Here is a 5,398-nt window from a genome sequence, read left to right as displayed (position 1 = left end):
ACAACTACATCATTCGTAGACGGAAATGGTAACCCAGTTTCACCAAATGAAGAAGGTAACCAACCTAAGAAAGATATCCCAGGATACGAGTTTGTTAAGACTACAACTGATAAAGATGGTAATGTAAGTCACGTTTACCGTAAAGTTGTTCCTGCTGCTCCAAAACAAGAACAATCTAAACCAGCTCCAGCTAAACCAGCTAAGGAATTGCCAAATACTGGTACAGAAGATCACTCTAGCCTAGCAGCTCTTGGACTTCTTGGAGTATTGAGTGGATTTGGTCTTGTAGCACGCAAGAAAAAAGAAGACTAATGTTTTAATATTTAAAATATTAAACAATTAGAAAGGACGAATTTCGTCCTTTCTTTTTTGATGTTTAGAGCGATAAAACTCCGTTTTTTGAAGTTTTCACAGTTTCGACAACCAAAGACATTTCGTTTGATAAGTTTGATGAGATTATTGGTTGCTTCCAATTTTGCATTGGAATAGGGGAATTGAAGGGCGTTGACGATTTTCTCTTTGTTCTTTAGAAAGGTTTTAAAGACAGTCTGAAAAGAAGATGAATCTGCTTTAGATTGTTCTCAATGAGTCCGAAAAATTTCTCGGGTTCCTTATTCTGAAGGTGAAAAAGCAAGAGTTGAAAGAGATTATAGTGGTGTCTATACTTAACAAAATCTAAAAGTTTTCTTTGCATATTTTATAGGGACAATTGATTTTAATTTCTCTCTAGATAAAGTTTGAATTACTTCCTGTTTCTAAATTTTTACAAGTCACTTTTGAATATGGTTTGATTAAAAGAAAATCAGTAATTTTAAAAAAGAGCAAGTGATTTGTAAAGATGATATTCTTCTTAATTGATTGTAAAAAGTACCAAGATTTATTTTAATATAGTGAATTCAGAATATGATAAAAGTAAGATATTAGAATAATTATTAAAAATTGAGTACTGAAGTGAAAGAAGTCCGAGCAATCATTTTAGGAGTAGTAAAGAAAAAACTATGTTTTTAATCTAAAAGATATATATTTAAAAGTGAATAAATTGAAAATGAAATGAAAAAATTGACGTGTTGAGTAGATTATTTTATAATTAAATTTAGAGGATTTTGATGGATAAAATTTCTGTTTTCAAAAATAGTATCCTCTGATTTTTAGAAATTGGTTTAATATGAAAGAAAAAATAATGCAATCATCAAATCAGCGACAACTATTCTCTTTTCGTAAGTATAAAGTTGGACTCTGTTCTGTTTTATTAGGTACAGCGTTGGTTTTTGGAGCTTCAGTGTCTAGCCCTGTTAGTGCAGCTGAACTTGAGAAAAAACCTTCTGTTACAGAAGGAACTGATGTTACAGGAAGCAGTACGGTGTCTAGTCCTAATGATGCTTCCAATGGGGTATCTAATCATACAAATAAAGTAGAAGCTGCTCCTATAGTCAATGTAACAGCTAGTGCTGATGAGATGAAAAAAGAAGACGATTACTACGCTCGTGAGATATTCAAGGGTTCAGAAGTGGTATCGGTAGATGACGTACAGACAAATAATAAGGTAGATAAGAGTATTGATCTTAGTTCAGATTTGAAAAAGGTCAAGAATTTAACCAATGCTACAGTTCATGTTGAGTTTAAAGCAACAGAAACGGTACCAAATTTATACAGTGTATTTTCTGCCTCTAGTAATTCAAATCGAAATGAGTATTTCCTTTTAGGAGTAAGTGGAAACAAGCCTGTTGTAGAGGCTAGAACAGGAAAAGAGGGGAACTATCAGTACGATCGTTTTGAAGATGGAAAGGAAAGTATTCGTCCTAATGAGTGGAACTCGTTGACCTTTACTATTTCTCGACCTAATGTTAATGTAGATGCTGGTGAGGCAAAACTTTATGTTAATGGTAGGTTATCCAAAGCTTCTACTAAATCGGGTCTTTTTTTGACAGCTATGCAAAACTTGACCAATATGCAGTTAGGAGCTATGCAACGTGGAAATGGTAAAGTTTGGGGGACTAATCTAGATATTCGTAATCTAACGATTTATGATTATGCCTTCAGTGACACAGAGGTAGGACAACGAAGTGCTGTTTTTCTTCGAGATCCTCAGGGAAACAAGTCTCTTAGTTCAGCTGAATTAACAGATAATAAGGTTGTTTTTCAAGCTGGATTGAATGGTCAGAAAAATAGTGATGGTATTTATTCTTATCGTATACCATCATTGCTGAAAACGGCTGATAGTACGATTATTGCAGGAGCAGATGAACGTCGTTTGCATTATTCTGACTGGGGTGATATCGGAATGGTTGTTCGTCGAAGTGAGGATGGTGGCAAAACTTGGGGTGAACGAATTAATATTTTAAATATTCGTGACAATCCAATAGCTAGAAATGCTAATATTGGTTCTCCTATTTCTATTGATATGGTTCTAGTTCAAGATCCTCAGACAAAGAAAATTTATTCTATTTACGATGTCTTTCCAGAAGGACAAGGGATTTTGGGTATGAGTGTTACTCGTGAAGAGTCTTATACAGTTGTCAATGGTCGAACATACCAGATAGTATATAAGGGAAATGAAAAATATACTATTCGGGAAGATGGTTATATTTATGATAGTAATAATCAAAAGACATCTTATCATGTAATCACTAAATCGACTAAGTCTGATAATAAGTACAGTGATACAGGTGATTTGTATAATGGCAGTAAGTTAGTGGGAAATATATATTTTAACCCAACAACTGACTCTCCTTTTCGTGTAGCCAAGGATAATTTTATTTGGATTTCAGAGAGCAATGATGACGGAAAAACTTGGTCAGCACCAAGGGACATTACACCCCAGATAAAGAAAGATTGGATGAAATTTTTGGGTACGGGTCCAGGTTCAGGTATCGCATTGAAGAATGGTCGATATGCAGGACGTTTAGTAGTACCTATGTATTCAACTAATTATGTATCTCATCTCAATGGTTCTCAGTCTTCTCGTGTAATTTATTCTGATGATCATGGTTTGACTTGGCATATGGGAGCTTCTCCTAATGATGGTCGTATCTTCAGAGGGGAAACTTTGAATTCTAATACTATGAGAAACACAGCAGCAGAATTGACTGAGGCTACTGTTGTCGAGTTAAACGATGGCACACTCAAGATGTTTATGCGTAATCGAAGTGGTCATGTTCAATTTTCTACTAGTAAAGATGGTGGTGCTACTTGGGGTGCTGTTGAAACAATTAGTGATATTCCAGATGTTTATGTACAACTTTCAGCAGTTCACACTGTGCAAAATGGTCGGGAGTACATTGTATTAGTAAATGCTAATGGACGTGGTCGTGAAAATGGTTATGCTCGACTTGCAGAAGTTCAATCAGATGGTAGTTTGAAATGGATTAGACATAATTTGGTCCAAGCTGGTAAGTTTGCTTATAATTCTGTTCAAAATCTAGGTAATGGTGAGTTTGGTCTTCTCTATGAGCACAGTGAAGATAATGAAAATGACTATACTCTTTCCTTTAGAAAATTTAACTGGGATTTCTTAAATCCAAAGGTTCGGGCAGTTTCTGCTCAAGTGACGACAGATGATAACTTAGTTTCTATACGTTATGATGGTGAGGTACTTGCTCGAAAAGGCCTGGTTTTAACATTATCTAATGGTAGAAAACTGCCTTTTGTTACTCAGTATGATCATCGTACCCTTCTTTTCCAATGGCAACCAGAGGATGAGGGGGCGACTGTAACAGGTATTCAAACAGGGACTTTGGATAGCGTGACAGATATTCCACTGGATACTACCAATGTTCGTCTGCCAATCCGTACTCGCACTGTTGAACCAACGGATCCAAAAGTAGCGAATTCTCTCCTTTATCCTGATATCAACAATGACTTAAGGTGGCCAGCTGGTTTGAGCTACGATGATTTGAATAGAACTGTAACCCGAACTATACATTATGTTGCTGATGACGGAAAAGTTTTCCCAGATACAGTACAGACAGTCGCTTATAGTCGTAATGCTATTGTTGATCTGGTTAAAGGTACGGTTACTTATGGTTCTTGGGTCTTGGCTAAGTCAGAGTTTGACAGTCTTGTTGTTCCTATACAGGCTGGATATTTGGCTGATAGATCTTTGATTACTAACCAAAATATCGAAAAAGATGTTCATACTTTGGTACCAATTTCGGTGACAACTAGTGTCCGTTATAAGAAATTAGGTTCTTGGATTGTTCAAACTCCAAATTCTGAAATGAATAGGATCTCTTATCCCAATAGCTATTTAGATGCGAGTGTTATCGGTAATCATAGTACGGTTACCATTCCTTATGTAGCGGGTTACCGTGCGATTGGTAAAGATGGGAATTATTTGACCTTGAAAAATACGGATCGTCCAGCAGAAGGATATCTAGCACCACGTCCTGATGATGCCACCCAAGATAGCATCATTCGTTATGATAAAGATAATCAAAGTGCTCAGATTCGTTTTGTAAATCAATCTAATAAAGCGGTCTTATCAACTGTTTCTTTAACTGGAAAAACAGGTGAAGTGATTGATAGTAAGTCTGTAGACAGGGAAATTTTATCTTTTTTGAACAAAGGTTATCGGATTGTTACAGATGAATTTCATCAGATACTAACTCCTGTTTATGGTGACAACAGTCGTGTGGTTACTCAGTTTACTATTGTACTTACACCAAGGGTGGAGAAGATTGATGCTAGTCAGTATAAAGAAAAAGATTCATTGGTAGATAGCCAGTTGAAGCTTACTTGGCCAGCTGGTTTGACAGAAAAAGACTTACAGAAGTCGGTTAGTCGTACGACTCGTTTCTTGAATACACAAGGTGAGGAAATTGCGCCTGCTCACGAAGCTGTTCTTAATTATAGAAGAACAGCAACTGTTAATCTTGTAACCAAAGCTGTTCTTTATACAGGTTGGACTGCTGAACAAAATAAATTTCCAGCAGTTTTAGCTCCAGTTGTGGTTGGTTACCTAGCAAATGAATTAGAGAAACCAGAATTATCAAGCACTCCAAATATCCCAGCAAGAGTGGATGCTATTTATTATCGTAAACTTGGACAATGGGTACTAAAATTACCGTCAGAGACAATAAGAATAACTTATCCTAACGACCGTAGTAATGCAGGACGTGTTGGAACAGATCAGTCAACGGCTCCAGTTGTGACAGGTTATCAAGCCAAATATCAAGGTAAAAACCTAGTTTTAGCACAGGATGGAAGAAGTTATATTCTTTCCCTTCCAGAAGATGTTACACGTGATATGATAATTGACTACACTCGTATTCCAGCTGTAGAAGGGAAAGAAGAAGTTCGTGAAACGGTATCAATTCCTTACGAACGCTTGACTGAGGTTAGCTCTGATCTCTATACAGATCAAACTCAGCTGAAACAGTCAGGTCGTGCAGGTTCTAAG

General features: G+C 36.4%; 2 protein-coding genes and 1 pseudogene. 2 read left to right on the top strand and 1 reads right to left on the bottom strand.

Annotation, left to right across the window (positions count from 1 at the left end):
* Positions 1 to 312: LPXTG cell wall anchor domain-containing protein (locus FBF73_RS09645; protein WP_136937682.1), on the top strand; the 312-nt coding region annotated here is incomplete at its 5' end.
* Positions 313 to 323: 11 nt separating this feature from the next.
* Here FBF73_RS09645 and FBF73_RS09640 read toward each other — a convergent pair.
* Positions 324 to 661: pseudogene (locus FBF73_RS09640) on the bottom strand (transposase); the annotation flags it as partial.
* Between the two features lie 519 nt (positions 662 to 1,180).
* Here FBF73_RS09640 and FBF73_RS09635 point away from each other — a divergent pair.
* A partial coding sequence (locus tag FBF73_RS09635) for a mucin-binding protein (RefSeq protein ID WP_169435217.1) occupies positions 1,181 to 5,398 on the top strand: 4,218 nt, incomplete at its 3' end.

Origin of the sequence: Streptococcus mitis (assembly GCF_005144795.1) — a bacterium.
GTDB classification, from domain to species: domain Bacteria; phylum Bacillota; class Bacilli; order Lactobacillales; family Streptococcaceae; genus Streptococcus; species Streptococcus mitis_BB.
This window is presented reverse-complemented; position numbering and strand designations above follow the sequence as displayed.